This is a genomic window from Ruegeria sp. BHSC276, assembly GCF_059612945.1.
This window is the reverse complement of the sequence record NZ_JBXWRP010000006.1, coordinates 302,696-319,220: the sequence shown is the minus strand read 5'-3', so window position 1 is coordinate 319,220 and position 16,525 is coordinate 302,696. Positions and strand designations below refer to the sequence as shown.

Genomic DNA, 16,525 nt, shown 5'->3' with positions numbered 1-16,525 from the left:
CGAATTTCCAAAAAATGGAGACTCTGCTGTGTAATGGATACCATTTTTGGTATTCCACGACACCATAGCGGTTCGTGGCTGCATAACTATGGCCAGCGGCGCCAATGTGCTGACTTTCAGAAAAAATGTAGCGGGGCGCAGGAAATTACACCCCAACAGCCCTCGGCGGATAGTATTTGGCGTTACTCAGGTTGCCATCTACACGCGCCGGTAGCCTTGAATTAAGTCAATGATAACTTGTTCCGTTGAAGGCTTCGCCTAAGCCGTTGATTGCTGAATACAAGCGACCGACAGTTTTGTCCGCACATCGGACGTAGAGCATGATGCCATGAGCGTCTGCTGTCGGCGGAAAGCTGCTGTTTCCGCTGAAGATCGCGGTTCAGCGACTGCCAACGACCGCATTCAAATAGACCGGACGTTCATCGAAATCCAGGCTATGGCAGCAACGCGGGACTTAGCCGCCATTCGTTATGGCGCGCGAACGACGGCTTGTGTACGACGCGGGAAAATTCATACTGTCTTTGTATTGGCGAATGCCGCGCTCTTTTTGTAGGGGAATGCCCATGAAATTCGTTTTGTCGATGGCGGTTGTTCTATCTGCGATGCCTTTGTCGGCGTTATCACAGGATGATGGGCACAAGCATGGTGGTACACCGTACGCCGGTTTCGAGACACGTGAGATCAAAAGCCTATCCAATCAAGATATAGCTGAGCTTCGCCGGGGCGGCGGTTGGGGACTGGCTCTTCCTGCGGAGTTGAACGGCCTTCCTGGCCCCGCTCATCTGCTGGAGCTTCAAGAAGAGCTTGCGCTTTCAAACGATCAAGTTGCTGAAATTACCGCGTTGTTTGAAGAAATGAGAACCGAAGCCATCGCGGCAGGAGAAAAATTCATCGCTGCTGAAGCTGCGGTGAGCGCAGCTTTTGAAGACACCGAAGTTTCAGAAGATGAACTCGCAATTCTTTTGGCTAAAGCTGCTGAAGCCCAAGCCGCTTTGCGTATGGTTCATTTGTCGAGACATCTCGCGACACCAGCTCTTCTGAGCGATGATCAGATCCGAAGATATAGCGTACTGCGCGGCTACTCAGATGATCCATGCGCCAATGTCCCAGAAGGGCATGACCCAACCATGTGGCGACGCCACAACGGTTGCGATGGGTAGGCCGATCTTCGTTCGTCTTGCAGATACGGAACTCTGGGCCGACGGCCCTTGTTAGCTGGTTGGTCGAACTAAAGGACATTTAATCCGCCAATAACTGTATGCTTTGAAGGGCGTGGGTTTTGCTTACGTTCTAAGGATGGTCATTCTGTTTCTGACGACCGCGCCCACAAATTGATATCTTCTTCCGAACTGATTTCATCGATCTTTTTGAGCTCGTCAGCACTGAAGTCGAGATTATCGACGACGCGTGCGCAATCGACGATTTGTTCCGGCCGGGACGCACCAATAAGTGCGGTCGTTACACGCCCACTTCTGAGCACCCAGGCCAGGGCCATTTGCGCCAGAGTCTGCCCGCGTTCCTCGGCCATGTCGTTCAGAGCACGGACACTTGCCAGAGACCGCTCGTTGATCATGCCATCGAGCAATGACTTCCCTTGCGTGGCACGGCTACCACTCGGAATACCGGTTAGATACTTGGAAGTCAGAATGCCTTGTGCCAGCGGCGTGAATGCAATCGATCCTACCCCAAGGTCGTCCAGTGTATCGAGCAAACCGTCCCGCTCTACCCAACGGTTGAGCAGGTTGTAGGAAGGCTGGTGAATCAAACAGGGCGTCCCAAGGTCGTTGAGAATTTTCACGGCCTCGCGCGTGCGTTGGGAGTTGTAGCTCGAGATGCCTGCGTAGAGCGCGCGACCCGACCGTACGATATAATCCAACGCGCCCATTGTTTCTTCGAGAGGGGTATCGGGGTCAAAGCGGTGGGAATAAAAGATGTCGACATAATCTAGCCCCATGCGCGCGAGTGATTGGTCACAGGACGCAATCATGTACTTGCGTGACCCCCATTCCCCATAGGGACCCGGCCACATGTCGTAGCCTGCTTTGGAGGAAATGATCAGTTCATCCCTGTAACCCGCGAAATCCGTTTTGAGGATCTCGCCAAATGCTTCTTCGGCTGAACCGGGTGGTGGACCGTAGTTGTTCGCCAGATCAAAGTGAGTGATCCCATGATCAAACGCGGTTCGACACATGGCGCGCTTGTTTTCGTGCGTCGAGTCCGCACCAAAATTATGCCACAGGCCTAGGCTGACAACCGGAAGCTTCACACCGGATCGCCCACATCGCCGATACACCATCCGCTCATAGCGGTTCAGCGCCGGGGTGTAAGGAATGGGTTTTGGCTTTGGCGGTCTTTGAGCTTTGGTCATGCGCACATAATCAATGGATTGTCGGGCCTGTCAAACGGATCACCTCCAGCAAGATCGACGCGACTCATTTTCATCCTATTGGTTAGCCTTGCTCCACGTGTGAAAGATTTCACGATCCGATCATTCGCATTCATCGCCAACTCTCAAACGCAGCCAATGAATCTTATGGCGAACTACACTGCGGCGATGAGAAAAACACAGGGGAAGATTTTGAGGCGTGAACCGGAAATTGCCGGTCTGTCGCTTAGGTTCAGGACTCATAGCCAGTAAATGACGAGTGCTGCAAGGACGATGGCTGACAGGAAGACCTGCGGGCATCTGTCGTATCGCATTGCGACACGCCGCCAATCCTTCAGCCTGCCGAACATGATCTCGATCCGGTTGCGCCTCTCGTAGCGGCGCTTGTCGTACTTGACAGGTTTATGCCGCTGCTTCCGGCCAGGGATGCAGGCGCGTATCCCTTTGTCTTTCAACGCTTCCCGGAACCAGTCGGCATCATATCCGCGGTCCCCGAGCAGCCAGTCGACATCGGGTGGGCTGCTCAGCAATGCGCGTGCGCCGATGTAGTCGCTGACCTGACCGGCGGTGACGAACAGGTTGAGTGGACGTCCCCGGCTATCGCAGATGGCATGCAACTTGGTGTTCATGCCGCCCTTGGTGCGGCCAATCAGGCGTCCACGCCCCCTTTTTTGACGCCCAAATTGGTCGCGGTAAGGTGGGCCTTCAGGTAGGTGGCGTCGATCATTATGGTCTTCTCTTCGCCGTGAGCGGCAGCCAGACCTGCCATCATCTGGGCGAAGATGCCTTTGTCGCTCCACCGCTTCCAACGGTTATAGAGGGTCTTGTGTTGGCTACAGGCAGAAGGGGCATCGCGCCATCTCAACCCATTGCGATTAATGAAGATAATTTCACTCAACACGCGCCGGTCATCGACGCGGGGTTTGCCGTGGGATTTCGGAAAGAAGGGCTCGAGACGCGCCATCTGCGCGTCCGTAAGCCAGAAAAGATCAGACATGTTCACCGCTCGTTTTCGAGCCGTGAATCACGCTGCTGGACGAAAATCAATGGGTCCTGACCCTTCTGTATCTTCTGTTTGCTATCCTGATCCCGTCACCGACCTTGGCCGAGGCCGGACTAGGCCCGTTGCCAGCAACCGGCACAGCTCGGCGCGGCGTTCGGTCGAGGCTATCCGGTCGGGCGGCAGCGGGTTGGACCCCAGTCGCGATGTGTTGATCTCGTTTCGCATGGGGCAACGCTACCCGCGCGCCCGTCGAAAACAATGCAGTTCAATGGTTTGCGGGGATTGTGCGGAGGGAGGCGGACGCATGCGAAACGACCGCCGCCGGATTTTGTGGTCTGGAAAGCCAAGGCGGGCCGCCTAGGTTCTGCTCATGCGCCTAATCACATTCATCCTGCTTCTCCTGCCCGCATCGCTTTTTGCCAACGACTGGGACGCCCTGGAACAACCCGGCGCGATTGCGATCATGCGGCATGCTCTCGCCCCCGGAACAGGCGATCCCGCCAATTTCGAACTTGGGAATTGCGAAACCCAGCGGAACCTTGACGCGCGCGGCCGCAACCAGGCCCGCGCGATCGGTGCGGCCTTTCGGGAGCGTGGGATAGAGTTTGACCGGGTGCTGACGAGCCAATGGTGCCGGACCCGCGAAACCGCCGAACTTCTCGATCTCGGGCCCGTGGTGGACGCGCCCGCGTTGAATTCGTTCTTTGGCAGATACGAGCGAAGAGACAGTCAGACCCGCGACTTGCGGGCCTTGTTACGGGAACAGGATGGCCGGGTGATGCTGGTGTCGCACCAGGTCAATATTTCTGCGCTCGCGGGGCAAGCAACGCGATCCGGTGAGGTCCTGATCATCCGGCAGCACGAGGGCGACATCGAGGTTTTGGGCAGCATCCTGTTGGATCCCTGACGGACCCTTCACGCCTTCGTTACCTTGATCCGTTTCGACGCAGCCTATCATGGTCTGTTCATGACCAACCAGCGGCAGGTCAAGGACTATCCCCGGCTGACCGACTACGTCACGCGGATGCTCGACTTGCCCAGCGTGCGGGAAACGGTGAACATGGATCACATCCTGCAGGGCTACTATTCGATTAAGGCGCTCAACCCCAATGGGATCGTGCCGAAGGCACCCGATCATATCGCGGGGCGGTGTCAGAGGGAATCTGGTTGAGCGGAGCAGGGCGGTCTCATAGCGTCTTGGGATGACGAAAGACGACCCATTCAAGTATTTCCGAACCAGCCGCGAGATCATCCGCCTGGCGGTCATGATGTACGTGCGTTTCCCGCTGTCGCTCCGCAATGTCGAGGATCTGCTGCACGAGCGCGGTATCGACATCAGTCACGAATCCGTCCGGTTCTGGTGGCACAGGTTTGGTCCGATGTTCGCTTCCGAGATCCGGAAACGCCGGATCGAAGGGATGAAATCGAGCCGTTGGCGTTGGCATCTCGACGAGATGTTCGTGAAGATCAATGGGGAGCGGCACTATCTGTGGCGGGCGGTCGATCACGAGGGCGAGGTGCTGGAAAGCTACGTCACAAAGACCCGGTACAAGAAAGCCGCATTGAAATTCCTAAAAAAAGCAATGCAAAAGCACGGTCGTCCCGAAGTGATCGTGACTGATCGGCTCAGGTCGTTTGGCGCTGCTCCAAGAGAGATTGGTGCGGAGCAGCGTCTGGAAACGGGGCGCTTGTTGAGCAACCGCGCTGAGAATTCGCGTCTGCCGTTTCGACGAAGAGAACGGGCGATGTTGCGTTTCAGGCGGATGCGCAGTTTAGAGAAATTCGCCGCCGTTCACGCCTCAGTTCTAAACTTGTTCAACTCAGAGCGCAGCCTGTCTTCTAGAACAAATTTCAATCTTAACAGCGCTGCCGCTCTCGCAGAGTGGCGCGGTCTCTGCGCCGAATAAAGTGCAGGCATCCTGCCCTTTGTGAGACTGGTTCGCACTAGTCTGCCAGCACCGCCATGGCAGCTCGTTGAGGCCTTTGGGTTGTTTTGTCTAGTTAGAGAAATCCAGATCCAAAAAGCAATGCACTGGTGATCACCCCCAGGAGCGGTACCACAAGAGGAACGCGAAAATGCTTGGGGGCCTCGTCCGGCTGCATCTTCAGCAGGATAAGCGAAATGTTGACGAGCACAAAGACGCCCAGAACGATCTGGGATGTGCGCTCTGCCAAAGTACCAATCGGTATAATTTGAGTCAGCAGAACGATGATCGCTACAACCAGCAAAGTAGCAACAACCGGTGTCTGCGTTGCCTTAGGGACTATCGCCAGAACCTTCGGCAAATGGTCACGGTCTGCTAGTCCGTAGATCACCCGCGAGGCCATAATCATCTGGATCAGTACTCCATTGACTGTCGCCACAATCGCGACCGCGGAAAAGCCCTGTTTAATCACCTCGGGGGCGTTTGAAAACACAAGCGCGAGGGGTGCTGTGGATGTCGAGAGAACATCGATCGGAACAACAAGTAGAACCGTCATTGAGGTTCCCAGATACAACACCGTCGCCAGAACGAGGGTTAGTAAAATCGCTTTTGGGATGGTGCGCACGGGGTCTTTGACCTCTTCCGCAACATTGGCCATGTCTTCGAAGCCAACAAATGCAAAGAAGGCTAGAAGTGATGCCGCGAAAATGCCTCTCCACGCGTCGAGTTCAAGTGGCGGAAGCATCGAACTGATCCCGTATCCCTGCGGATCCTGAACCGACATGCCCCAGCCAATCACAAAGAGAAGGCCTGCGATCTCGATGATCGTGATGACAGCCGCAACAAAGACAGATTCAGTGATCCCCCAAAGCGCGATTAGACCCATGATCAGAACGACGCTGATGGTCAAAACAGGAATCGCAAAACCGGTCAAAGCATGAAGGTATGATGCTGCGCCAATTGCAACGGCAGAAGCGGAGATAACGCCCGAGGCTGCCACCGCAAACCCAACGAAAACCGCCATCCATCTTTTCTGAAATCCCGCCTCAACATAGGCTGCTTCACCTGCGCTGACAGGAAATCGAGTTGCGAGTTCTGCATAGGAAAGCGCGGTGAGTGATACGACGAGCGCGGCTACAACGAACGACAACGCCGCAAACGGTCCGGCAATGGCTGCTGTTGCACCGACTAAAACGTAAATGCCCGCTCCGACCGTTACCCCAAGGCCATAAAGCGTGAGCAACGGGGTAGTAAGGGCCCGTCTGAGTTTCTGTTCGCTTGGATCAACAGAGCTCATAGGTGGTTTCCGCCAACTGCCCATTCCGAACGTCGTCAGTGGCGTCCTTCTCTTTTTATCTCGATTGGCGCAGCGGCTTAATCCTATGGTCAAAGCCGCACCGAATGCCTTGTGTCTCAACGTTTGGGCGCATTGGGCGCCAATCGACTAACTGGGGGCTCGCCATCACTCTTGCCGAGCCCCCGTGGGTGGAACCTCCACTTCTTCAAAATTCCGTTCACCTTTGTGTTTACTTGGGGACAGGACGGTGAACGTAGAATATGTTGAAACATTCGAATTTCACTATGCAATTCGTGTTGGTGCTTTGATCTATGTCAATCAACTCGCGGCGTCGGGTCTGCGAGGCTGAACGCAAACCAACTGACTTTTGTCGTCGGATTTAAAGGCAAAGCAAACATGCTAGGCGGTGTGAGACTTAGGGTGGAAAGCAATTCGTGATGTTCTGGAACCTGTTACCGGCCTTAGGCGGCATCGGCCTGTTCCTTGTCGGCATGCTGTTGATGACCGAAGGTTTGAAGGCTTTGGCAGGGGCGAAATTGCGAGACGTTTTGGGCCGGTTCACGTCGACACCGTTTACCGGGGCCGTAACAGGCGCGGTCACGACAGCTGCAATCCAGTCTTCCAGTGCGACCACCGTTGCGGCCGTCGGGTTTGTCGCGTCTGGTCTGCTCACATTTCCCCAAGCGCTTGGGATCATATTTGGGGCCAATATCGGAACGACCATGACAGGTTGGCTCGTCGCGCTCTTGGGGTTCAGGCTAGACCTGGGACAAGTGATGTTGCCAGTTGTTTTTATTGGGGCTTTGCTGGCTCTTTCGGGAAGAAAAGCGGTTTCCGGCCTTGGGTTGGCGTTGGCCGGGTTCAGTTTGATTTTCATTGGCATCGAGCAGCTCAAGTCCGGGCTTGAGGCGTTTCGCGGCGTAGTTACTCCTGCCGATTTTCCGCCAGATACACTGCTAGGCAGGCTGAAGCTTGTATTGATCGGCGTCCTGATAACGATGGTGACGCAGTCTTCGAGCGCTGGCGTTGCGACAGCATTGGCTGCGTTGAGCGCTGGTGCTGTGAACTTCCCTCAAGCGGCGGCGCTCGTCATTGGAATGGACGTGGGGACAACTTTCACCGCTGTTCTAGCCACCTTTGGTGGGGGCACGATGGCTCGTCGAACCGGTTTTGCTCATGTGATCTACAACGTGATGACAGGAGTAATGGCATTTTTTTTGCTGGGGCCATTTACTTCGGTCTTTGTAAGCGGGGTGGGGGCAGGAAATTCTCTGACTGCGCTTGTCGCGTTCCATAGTTTCTTCAACGCCATAGGCGTGGCGCTGATCTTGCCCTTCGCCAAACCCTTTGCCAGATTTGTCGAGGCGCTCGTACCCGACCGAGGTGCAGAGTTAACGAGATCTCTGGATCCGCTTGTCATTGGGACGCCGGAAATAGCTGTGGATGCAGCAAAAGCTGCAGTCGAACAAATTGTTAGGGCCGAAGTAGCGCACCTTCGGTTATGTATGGGGGCATCTGAGCCAAACGGAATCAACTTTGGGCGGGACAGCATTGAGACTGCTATTTCCGAAGCGCGCTCGTATCTAGATAAGATAGAACTGTCCAGCAGGTCCGACGTAGAGTTATCCAGCATCAAGGGTATGTACCATATCCTCGATCATCTCGATCGGTTGCTTTACCGGTGTAGCCAAGATGATCGGATAAGCGAGTTGCCGAAAGACCCGCGCTTGAAACGGCTTGCTTCAGTGGTGATTGCGGCGACTGATGGCTATTCGGAAATCGACAATCCAGCGCAGTGTGAAGTCACGCTGAATCGCGTTCGCCGTTTTCTGCGACGACAGAGGAAACTTCGCAGAGACTTGCTCATCGCCGATGCTGCGACTGACAGTCTGCCGGACGACGTGGTCTGGGCTCGTTTGGATGCCCTCAGATGGTTACATCGCGTGTCTTATCACCTTTGGCGAATTCGTTGGCATTTGAACGCATTGGAAGGAGTGCCGTCTGGGCGCGAGGGTGGTAAGGTCAATGACGAAGTGGCGTAGTTGGAGGTCTGCCCGGATTAGATTGGGCGTGTGCTCAAACGCTATTCGACTGAAACGCCAATGTTCGTGCTGGTGCGGACAACATGAGCAAGGTCAAAGACGTTCCTTAGCTATACTGTTTAATGAGATCTTCATTAGTGGCAGCGATTTGGAGGAGAATATGCAGGTTTATCGAGGGATTTTACTGGCACTGTTAGTCACCGGGCCTGCACTAGCACAGGAGGTCAGCGTCAGTGCGGGAAGTGATTTGTACCGGACGTATTGCTGGCAATGTCACGGTTTCGAAGCGACCGGAGACGGGCCAATGGCCGAAATGTTGGCTATTCGAACACCCGACCTTACCAAATTGGCGGGCGAAAACGACGGTGTGTTTCCGATAGTTCGCATAGCTGAACAGATTGATGGTCGTTCACAATTGCTCGCCCATGGGGGCGAAATGCCAATCTTTGGCGCGGTGTTTGAGACAGACCAAAAAATCGCGGTGGCTCTACCTAATGGGCAATCTATGATGGTAGGCCTGCCGTTGGCGAATTTGCTCGCCTTTCTTGAATCGATCCAGTCTGAATAGTCACTGACCAATCTGCTCATCCGCGTCAGCCGTTCGTCTGATTGACATGAGAGTCAACGGCGGCCCCAACACCTCGAAGGCCACAGTACTGGCTAGAGTAAAGGCCATGATCAACGCGGCCCAATGCGGAAATTGCTCTCCGGCTACAAGGGCCATTCCTACCGCGACACCGGCCTGTGGTAACAAAGCGGTACCGTACCAGCGGGTCTGACGGCGAGGCAGGCCGCCCAGTATTGCTCCGCAGTAACCTCCGACAAGTCGGGCCACGGCACGCAAGAATAGGAAAAGAGCACCAGCCCAGCCCATCAAGCCGAAGGCTTCAATTTCCAACGTGGCGCCAGCCAACAGGAAGAACAGGATCATAAATGGCCACTGAATGTGCTCGATCTCATGAAAAGCATGGTCGTGATGGCGGGCAAGATTCCCGATAACTGCGCCCGCAACCATGCCTGCTACCAAGAAGGAAACCTCCAGCCAAAGCGCGAGGCCCGCTGTAAGAAAGACTATGCCCACTGCTTCTGCTTGCGTTGGCTCCCCCGGTTTCAAGCGGCCGGTCAGGTAAGCGGATGGCACGCCTAGTGCGCAACCCAGCAAAATAGCCCCTCCGAAATCCCACATCGCTGTGGTCGTGACAGTGGCCCAACCGTCCGAATGACCGGCCAGAACCAAGGCGATGCTGAAAACAATCAGACCCCAAGCGTCATCAATTGCGACAACGCCCTTTAATGTCTCGGTGAAGCTGTTGGACACCCCAGATTGTTTGATCACGTCTGTCATGGCGGCCGGAGCTGTAGCCGTAGCAATCGCCGCCAACACTAACGCCAACCCGAAGGGTACGCCGATTGCGGTCAGTCCAGCAGGCACAATAACAAGGGTTGCAACCACGATTGAAATCGAAATCGTCAGAATGGCTCGGCCATGCCGTACCAGGTTCTCGTATGTCAAAGATCCTCCAAGAAGGAATGCGACCATCGTCAAGGCTACAATCGATATCTCGTCGAACCACATTGCGACGTCGAGTGGGATCAACCCCATTCCGGCGTTCCCGGCGATCAGACCGAGGAAAAGTAAGGTTGTAACACGAGGAAAATGCGTGGCCCGGCCAAGTTGGTCGGCCGCCAATCCGGCAAGGAAGAGGATACCAAGGGTAATCAGAAAGCCGGCAATGTGCATAGAAAACCAAGCGTTAAGTTCTTGTCTAGACTACTCTAACTCCAACACTGCCCTCTAGGAACCGATGTCGGAGAGAATGTGAGTGCCCTGTCGCGGTCTAAGCCGAGAGTTCTAAAGATAAGCGTAATTGATCTGTATTAAGGCGAAAGCATGCCGCAGGTGGCACAATAGCTTATTCAGGAAATGAGGAGGAATTTTCGATGCCGAGAAAGAAATCTAGCACAAATAGCCCGACCTCAGTTGTGGATGTTTTCAAGCAAATGCAGCCGCCCATGTCTGGCAATCCGGCCTTCGGTGCCCAGATCGAACAGTTTTGGGACGCACAAGAAAAATTGCTCGAAGAAACAGAGGCCTTTGCACAGCATTGGTTCGAACGGCGTCATGAGGCGGTCCGGACGGCTCTAAAAGCTGCACGAAATGTGTCTTCCGCGAACCCGTCCGATCCCTCCAAAGCCCTTCAGAGCATGGCGGAGTGGCAGCGCCATTCGGCGGAGCGGTTGGTTGCTGACATTCAGGAATGGTTCGAAACCGTGTTCCGTTGTGCATCTTATGTCGCTGAAACCGAAGCTGAAGCTGTTGAGAAAACAGTTGATGAGGTTGTAGCCGCTACAAAGAGCGCGGGGAAATCGTCAAAGTCTGAGCCTGTTTAGGTTTCCTGCTGCCGAGGAACCAAACTGGAATCACCGGAGCAGTAGATAGGCGGTCAAATGTACAAGAATATCCTGATCCCGGTTGCTCTGGACCAAGAACACGACACACAAGCGTCGTTTGAAGCCGCGCGCCAATTGGCTGATGCGGACGCTGTATTCACCGTGATACACGTCCAAGAACCAATTCCGGCGTATGTAGCGTCTCAGATTCCCAGCGAAGTACTTGCCAATACGCGGCATGAAATCTTGGAAAACCTGCATCAAACTGCTTCTGAAATTCCAGGCGCGAAGGTTCGGCTCATCTCTGGTCACGCGGGTAGGGCTATTGTCGACTGCGCAAATGAGAGCGACGCGGATTGCATCGTCTTGGCTTCGCACAAGCCTGGTTTTGAGGACGTTTTCTTAGGTTCCACTGCGAACAGAGTCGTGCATCACGCCAGGTGCTCGGTTCATGTAATTCGTTGAGCGGTCTTGTCAGAAGAACTTTGCTTGAGTGGGGCGGGGGTGCTGCGTAGCTATTGCCCAGGTCCAGACCTGCCTCCTTCAAATACTTTAAAACCAGTCCCGAGATCATCTGCCTTGCAGTGATGCTGTACATTCGTTTCCCGCTCTCGCTTCGGAATGTCGAAGATTTGTTGCACGAGCGAGGCATCGACGTGAGCCACGAAACTGTCCGGTATTGGTGGAACAGGTTTGGCCCAAAGTTTGCTGCTGAGATCGGAAGAAAGCGTGTTCAGCAATTGAGAGCCTACACCAAATGGAAGTGGCACGTGGACGAGGTTTTCGTGAAGGTGAATGGCAAGAGAAACTACCTCTGGCGGGCCGTTGATCGTGAGGGCGAAGTGCTGGAAGCAATCGTTACCAAACGCCGAAACAAGACTGCAGCACTGAAATTCCTCAAGAAATTGATGAAGCGGCACGGTTGCGCCGAGGAGGTCGTCACAGATCGATTCCCTTCCTACAAGGCTGCGTTCAGAGAAATGGGCGCGCTCGAAAAGCAACAGACGGGCAGGTGGATTAACAACCGCGTCGAGAATTCACACCTTCCTTTTCGACGGCGTGAACGCGCCATGCAACGTTTCAGGCGCATGCGAAGTTTACAGAATTTCGACGCCCTCCATCTCTCCGTTACAACCACTGCAACCAAGAAAGATCGCTCACCAGCAGAGACTCCTTCAAGCTGAACTGGGCCGCTGCTCTTAGCGAGTGGCGTCAACTTTGTTCCGGATAGGTTCGCGGTTTCCGTGGCAAACTGAGACTGGTTCGCATTCGTCTGACAGCACCTTCGGGGCTAGGTTCAAGACTATTGGACGTACGAAACCTACAACCCAAAGCCCACGTTTCCCGTTGCTTGAGCATAATATTTGCCAAACATACCAGCGTCGCGAGCTGGGCTCTGGAGGCTATGTGTCAGTTTCCGGCTTTGCGACGCGTGACGCTTGATCAAGTGTGCTCTTTAGCCATCACATCCGCAAAGGACTTGAAGAACTTTGCCGCCAGTTTCTTGGCAGTGCTTTGGATAAGTCGGCTGCCCAGTTGGGCGAGTTTCCCGCCAACATCTGCTTTGGCAGTGTATTTGAGAAGGGTCGCGCCGTCTTGGTCTTCCAAAGTCACGTCTGCGCCGCCCTTGGCATGACCCGCCGCTCCGCCATTGCCCTGACCGGTGAGCGAAAACGCATCCGGCGCGCCGTCGGTATTCAGCGTAACATTGCCGCTGAACCGCGCCTTGACGGGTCCGACCTTCAACACAACCTTGGCTTCAAGTTCGGTGTCTGAATGCTTTATTAATTCTTCGCAGCCTGGAATGCACTGTTTAAGGATTTCCGGGTTGTTCAACGCGGCGTAGACCTCGGCCTTGGGAGCGTCAATTCTGATTTCGTCAGCAAGTTCCATGTGTCTTCTTCCTTAGCAGCAGGGAAATTTTATGCGGGCCTGTTGGTCGGCCTGCACGGGGGTGAGTTCGACGGATCGAGTCATTTTTGCCCAAAGACGGCTTAGAGTGTTCATGCTGCAACCTCCTTCATGGGCAGGCAGTGGGTCTGGTAAGCTTCGGGCGTGTCGATATCGATAAAGAGCCCGGGCGTACGCAGGGGCAGTTCCTGAACCAGATCGGCATTGGCGCGCGTGAACTTTTGGCAGCCTGGGCTCTTTGGATCCTGCAACAGCCTTGCGCGCAAAGATCGCGGCACAACCAAGGGGTTGCCGCGGTTACCCTGATGAACAGGAAAAGAGATCTTGTCGGGGTCGGCACAGTAATGCGCCGTGAGCAATGCGAGGATATCGGTGCTGGACAACAGAGGTTGATCCCCCAGCCCGATCAGCAGCGTCTGAGCATCAACAGCATTCCGCAAGCCCGCCGCGACCGAGGTAAACTGGCCAGCGGCGAAGTCTGCATTGAAAACGGTGTCCACTCCGGTGCCGTCCAGCGCCTCTTTAACCAAGTGCGCATCGTGTCCGAGAACGACCAGAATGGGGCCATCAATCGCCGCCTGATATTGTTGGGTGACATGGCGGATCATCGGGACGCCATCAACTGGCAACAATAGCTTGTTTTGCGCACCCATGCGCCGCGACAGACCTGCGGCCAGCAATATTGCCGTCGTTTCAGTCATCGTCGTCCCGTTTCACGTTCGAGCGCCGAACCTTGACGAGTTCCGCCAGAATGGAGAGTGCAATTTCTTCGGGCGTGACAGCTCCGATGTCCAAACCGGCGGGAGCTTTGACCGCGCGGATGTCGGCCTGATCTATGCCTTTCGCGATTAACTTGTCTGACAGCGCGCCGTATTTTCGTTTGCTCCCGACAAAGGCGATATACGCAGGTTTGGACAGCAATGCGCGTTCCAGAGCGGCCAGATCACCCTGGCCTTGTGTGGCGATGATAATGACGTTTTGGCCGGCGACAGGGCTGTCGGGAATGTCCGAGCCCACTGACCAGTGAAACTCGCGCGCGAGCGCTGACAGGGCTTCGGCCACGGGCGAGGCACCGATGACAGTCAGCAAAGGCATGGGCAGGCAGGGTTCGATAAAGATGTCGATGCTGCCGCGTGATGGACAACCATTGCGGGCAAATCGGGTGCCATCAATGGTCTCTCCGGAACTGACGCCCTTTTCCGCCAAAAGCTCTTCGGGCGCGACCGAAACCAACTGCGGTGCGCCACTGCGCAGAGCCTCAATCGCGGCCTTTTTGACTGCACCGCGTGTGCAACCGCCGCCCAACCAGCCCTGCACGATGGTACCGTCCGCGCTCAAAAGCGCCTTTGCGCCGGGCTTGGCAGCGGTTGACCCGGCTGTGCGCACAATCGTGGCAAACGCGAACGGTTGCTGGCGGTCGCGCAGGTCCTTTGCGGTTTGTGCAAGATCTCCGTCAAGGATTTCAGCAGGTGTCATAGTCGGCTCAGTTCCCCTTCCAAAGCGGCCAGATCCCCGAGCGTGTTCGCGGGGGCAAACACGTCCAGATGCGGCAGTGCAGCCGCCATTCCGCTGGCAACGGGGGCATAGTCCGCCCATCCCTTCAGTGGGTTCAGCCAGATGACCTTGCAGCCCCGTTTCTTCAGCTTGGCCAGCGCGGCGTCGATCTGGTCCGGCGGCGCGGTGTCGTAGCCATCGGACAGGATCATCACGACGCTGCGCCCGTCGACAAAGCGCTTTGCATAGGTATCGGCAAAGCGCAAAAGCGATGGCCCGATCTTGGACCCGCCACCAAAACCGTCCGCCATCAGTGACATCCGGCCAATGGCGCGCATCGCGTCCTTGTCCCGCAAGGCCTCGGTAATGCGCACAAGCCGCGTGTGAAAGAGATACGCATCCGCAGACGTATCGGCGCGCATAAGCCCTGACAGAAAGGCCAGAAACACCTGTGAATAGACAGTCATTGACCCTGACACGTCGCACAGCGCGACGATCTTGCGGGTCCGGTCGGGGCGGCGCTTGCGCAACAGCTTCAGCGGCTCGCCCCCGGTCGATAGACTGTGGCGGATTGTCTTGCGGAAATGCAGACGATCGCCCTTGCGCGCGGCAATGCGGCGGCGGGACCGGCGATCGCGCAGCGCCGCACCCAGGCGGCGTGCCACGCCTTCGGCCTCGGCCACGTCTTCGGGGCGGACGATGTCTCGCAGGTCCTTGCGCATCAGGTTGCGCACCTCGGTGGCGATCAATTTGCCTTCGCCGTCGCTTTCCGCTTCGCCCTCGCCATCGCTGGTGTCCGGCGCGGTCGAGGATCCGGCGCTGCCGGTGTCCTCGCCCTTTGCATCTCTAGACGAATGCACGCCCTCACCGCTGGGGGCCGATAGGGTTGGCATGACCTTTGTCCGGACGCGTCCGGCGTCCATCCAATAGCTGTCGAAAAGCGCGTCAAACGCGTCCACGTCGCCTTTGCACCCGGTACAGACCGCTTTTAGAGCCCGCCGCGCATTTTCTGGACAGGCGGCTTCGACTTCGTTCAGCGCGGCAAGCGCCGTATCCGTTTCGGCCACGCCTAGGCGCAGTCCGTTTTCGCGCAGATGTGCCATGAACCCGGCGACGCGTGCTGCCGGCCCAGGATCGCGCCCGGCGAATTTGGTGACCCGGCTCACGCCGCGCGTCCCGCGATGCGCTGGGCCACTTCAGTAGTGATGTTGGCCTGATCGCTCTGGGTTTTCAGAAGCGTGGTCAGCGTCGATTGCAAAATCGCCGGGTCCGCCGTCAGATCGGCAAGGCCAAGCCCCATAAGTGCCGCGGCAAAATCCAGTGTTTCTGCGATGCCCGGAGTCTTTTCCAGCTCTTCCTTGCGCAGGGATTGCACAAAGCCCACGATCTGGTTGGCCAGATGCGCTTCGATGTCGGGGCAGCGCGCCTTCAAAATCGCCAGCTCCGTGGCGCGATCGGGATAATCCACATGGGTATAGAGGCACCGACGACGCAACGCATCAGACAGATCGCGCGTTCCGTTGGACGTCAGGATCACAATAGGCCGTGTCGTGGCCGTAACGGTTCCCAACTCGGGGATCGAGACCTGATAGTCTGCCAGAATTTCCAGAAGGTAGGCTTCGAATTCTTCGTCGGCCCGGTCGATCTCGTCGATCAGCAGAACCGGCGCAACATCCTGGGTCAGCGCCGCCAGCAGCGGGCGTTCCAACAGAAAGTCGCGGGAAAAGATGCGCGCTTCGACGTCTTTGCCGGTTTGGCCATCTTCGGCAGCCGCGCGGATGCTCAGCAACTGGCGCTGGTAATTCCATTCATAGATCGCCTGCGCCGCGTCCAAGCCTTCATAGCATTGCAGCCGGATCAGGCGGGTGCCGCGAGATGCAGCCAGAGTGCGCGCAACCTCAGTTTTGCCAACGCCCGCCGCGCCTTCCAGAAGAAGCGGACGGCCCAGTGTCAGTGCTAGATGCAGCGCCACGGCCAGATCGGCGGAAGCGACATAGCCTTCACCTGCAAGGGCACCCTGTAAATCGGTCCAAGTCATAGTTGGATGTGGAGGTGCGCGTGACCACGCACCTCCTC

Annotated in this window: 17 protein-coding genes and 2 pseudogenes; 9 read left to right on the top strand and 10 right to left on the bottom strand. The window is 56.1% G+C overall.

Annotation, left to right across the window (positions count from 1 at the left end):
* Positions 1-563: 563 nt before the first annotated feature.
* Entirely contained in the window at positions 564-1,160 is a 597-nt protein-coding gene (locus tag AC2FMD_RS12395) for a Spy/CpxP family protein refolding chaperone (protein WP_496682619.1), read from the top strand.
* Positions 1,161-1,300: 140 nt separating this feature from the next.
* Here the strand turns inward: AC2FMD_RS12395 and mgrA are convergent, their stop codons facing one another.
* Together mgrA and AC2FMD_RS12385 are read right to left on the bottom strand one after the other, a co-directional pair.
* Positions 1,301-2,332: an L-glyceraldehyde 3-phosphate reductase gene (gene mgrA / locus AC2FMD_RS12390; protein WP_496682647.1), complete on the bottom strand. Its 1,032-nt coding sequence runs from the start codon at positions 2,330-2,332 to the stop codon at positions 1,301-1,303.
* 293 nt (positions 2,333-2,625) lie between these two features.
* Positions 2,626-3,383 (bottom strand): IS5 family transposase gene (locus AC2FMD_RS12385; RefSeq protein WP_496795062.1). Its coding sequence is split into 2 segments (ribosomal slippage): positions 2,626-3,047 and positions 3,047-3,383, totalling 759 coding nucleotides; the frame shifts between segments, so codons are not numbered across the junction.
* A 376-nt stretch (positions 3,384-3,759) separates the two neighbouring features.
* Here AC2FMD_RS12385 and AC2FMD_RS12380 point away from each other — a divergent pair.
* From AC2FMD_RS12380 to AC2FMD_RS12370, 3 genes are read left to right on the top strand one after another with little or no spacing between them, the layout of a single operon-like run.
* Positions 3,760-4,296 (top strand): histidine phosphatase family protein, encoded by a 537-nt coding sequence (locus AC2FMD_RS12380; RefSeq protein ID WP_496686968.1) that lies wholly within the window; start codon positions 3,760-3,762, stop codon positions 4,294-4,296.
* 24 nt (positions 4,297-4,320) lie between these two features.
* The gene (locus AC2FMD_RS12375) at positions 4,321-4,560 is read left to right on the top strand and encodes a hypothetical protein (RefSeq protein WP_496743231.1); all 240 of its coding nucleotides are present in this window, start codon (positions 4,321-4,323) and stop codon (positions 4,558-4,560) included.
* A gap of 31 nt (positions 4,561-4,591) precedes the next feature.
* Positions 4,592-5,296 (top strand): IS6 family transposase, encoded by a 705-nt coding sequence (locus tag AC2FMD_RS12370; protein WP_496795061.1) that lies wholly within the window; start codon positions 4,592-4,594, stop codon positions 5,294-5,296.
* A gap of 94 nt (positions 5,297-5,390) precedes the next feature.
* Here AC2FMD_RS12370 and AC2FMD_RS12365 read toward each other — a convergent pair whose 3' ends face one another.
* Complete coding sequence (locus AC2FMD_RS12365; protein ID WP_496795060.1) at positions 5,391-6,611, bottom strand: APC family permease; 1,221 nt, start codon at positions 6,609-6,611, stop codon at positions 5,391-5,393.
* A 437-nt stretch (positions 6,612-7,048) separates the two neighbouring features.
* On the opposite strand from AC2FMD_RS12365, the gene AC2FMD_RS12360 reads away from it, so the two are divergent.
* Both AC2FMD_RS12360 and AC2FMD_RS12355 read left to right on the top strand, forming a co-directional pair.
* On the top strand, positions 7,049-8,653 hold the full coding sequence (locus AC2FMD_RS12360; RefSeq protein ID WP_496795075.1) for a Na/Pi cotransporter family protein: 1,605 nt from the start codon (positions 7,049-7,051) through the stop codon (positions 8,651-8,653).
* 160 nt (positions 8,654-8,813) lie between these two features.
* On the top strand, positions 8,814-9,221 hold the full coding sequence (locus AC2FMD_RS12355; protein ID WP_496686986.1) for a c-type cytochrome: 408 nt from the start codon (positions 8,814-8,816) through the stop codon (positions 9,219-9,221).
* Here the strand turns inward: AC2FMD_RS12355 and AC2FMD_RS12350 are convergent, their stop codons facing one another.
* Complete coding sequence (locus AC2FMD_RS12350; RefSeq protein ID WP_496682584.1) at positions 9,222-10,394, bottom strand: cation:proton antiporter; 1,173 nt, start codon at positions 10,392-10,394, stop codon at positions 9,222-9,224.
* A 200-nt stretch (positions 10,395-10,594) separates the two neighbouring features.
* On the opposite strand from AC2FMD_RS12350, the gene AC2FMD_RS12345 reads away from it, so the two are divergent.
* The 3 genes and pseudogenes from AC2FMD_RS12345 to AC2FMD_RS12335 all read left to right on the top strand — a co-directional run bounded on the left by AC2FMD_RS12345 (position 10,595) and on the right by AC2FMD_RS12335 (position 12,275).
* A complete protein-coding gene (locus tag AC2FMD_RS12345; RefSeq protein ID WP_496742803.1) occupies positions 10,595-11,044 on the top strand; it encodes a phasin family protein in 450 nt (149 codons plus the stop codon).
* A gap of 57 nt (positions 11,045-11,101) precedes the next feature.
* Complete coding sequence (locus AC2FMD_RS12340) at positions 11,102-11,509, top strand: universal stress protein (protein WP_496742804.1); 408 nt, start codon at positions 11,102-11,104, stop codon at positions 11,507-11,509.
* 53 nt (positions 11,510-11,562) lie between these two features.
* A pseudogene (locus tag AC2FMD_RS12335) lies at positions 11,563-12,275 on the top strand (IS6 family transposase).
* A gap of 212 nt (positions 12,276-12,487) precedes the next feature.
* Here the strand turns inward: AC2FMD_RS12335 and AC2FMD_RS12330 are convergent.
* From AC2FMD_RS12330 to AC2FMD_RS12305, 6 genes and pseudogenes are all read right to left on the bottom strand, one after another.
* Positions 12,488-12,937: an SRPBCC family protein gene (locus AC2FMD_RS12330; protein ID WP_496684409.1), complete on the bottom strand. Its 450-nt coding sequence runs from the start codon at positions 12,935-12,937 to the stop codon at positions 12,488-12,490.
* 110 nt (positions 12,938-13,047) lie between these two features.
* Positions 13,048-13,656 carry a nucleotidyltransferase family protein gene (locus AC2FMD_RS12325; RefSeq protein WP_496742806.1) on the bottom strand — a complete coding sequence of 203 codons (609 nt, stop codon included), beginning with the start codon at positions 13,654-13,656 and terminating at the stop codon, positions 13,048-13,050.
* Positions 13,649-14,188 carry an XdhC family protein gene (locus tag AC2FMD_RS12320; protein ID WP_496742843.1) on the bottom strand — a complete coding sequence of 180 codons (540 nt, stop codon included), beginning with the start codon at positions 14,186-14,188 and terminating at the stop codon, positions 13,649-13,651. The genes AC2FMD_RS12325 and AC2FMD_RS12320 overlap by 8 nt, the downstream gene beginning before the upstream one ends.
* 3 nt (positions 14,189-14,191) lie before the next feature.
* Positions 14,192-14,431, bottom strand: a pseudogene (locus tag AC2FMD_RS12315) (XdhC family protein); the annotation flags it as partial.
* Positions 14,428-15,615 (bottom strand): vWA domain-containing protein, encoded by a 1,188-nt coding sequence (locus tag AC2FMD_RS12310; protein WP_496742808.1) that lies wholly within the window; start codon positions 15,613-15,615, stop codon positions 14,428-14,430. The pseudogene AC2FMD_RS12315 and the gene AC2FMD_RS12310, both read right to left, overlap by 4 nt.
* Positions 15,612-16,487 (bottom strand): AAA family ATPase, encoded by an 876-nt coding sequence (locus AC2FMD_RS12305; protein WP_496742809.1) that lies wholly within the window; start codon positions 16,485-16,487, stop codon positions 15,612-15,614. The genes AC2FMD_RS12310 and AC2FMD_RS12305 overlap by 4 nt, the downstream gene beginning before the upstream one ends.
* Between the last annotated feature and the right edge of the window lie 38 nt (positions 16,488-16,525).